We start from the raw sequence: 526 nt of genomic DNA, 5'->3' as shown, positions 1-526 counted from the left end.
ATAACGAATAATCCTGCGTAGAAATGCCATCGCCACGTCATAAAGTAGATGGATTTTGCGCGCGACGCTTCCTTGAGTTGAGGCTTTGTTGAGTTTCTCAACATGTTTATTTCCTTTTCATTTTTGCACACCAAAAACGCAGACCAAATGCTTCCCCCACATACTTTTCTATGCGGTGAAATTTGGACAGGTTTGGGAGTGCGACTGCTTGAATGAGCAGTGTATGTGTGACTTTACTTATTGTTTTTATGGATTATGAAAAAGAAGCCACAGGCGGCGCACGTGGAACTGGCGTTTCAAATCGTACACTTAGAGCCAAAAAAGTGTAGCGTTCAGAAATTACCGAGCTCAGTCGTGAAAGTATCGGTGTAGTTGGAAGTGAATCTTGGTGGAAAGTGGAAAAGTGACTAAATGGACACGGCTTGCCCTTGTGCGTCACCGAGCTGTCGCCCTCTTCTATCTGAACCAGCTCGAAACCGTTTAGCGTACAAAGCGTCGCCCACACGCCCATGCTGTTACCATGAGC

The 526-nt window shown here is 45.8% G+C and carries 1 protein-coding gene; it reads right to left on the bottom strand.

What is annotated here, in order from left to right:
• Positions 1-253: 253 nt before the first annotated feature.
• The coding region (locus tag R7Q11_RS29130; protein ID WP_225467339.1) for a hypothetical protein at positions 254-526 on the bottom strand (273 nt) is incomplete at its 5' end.

The organism is Vibrio sp. 970, assembly GCF_033339075.1.
This window is presented reverse-complemented; position numbering and strand designations above follow the sequence as displayed.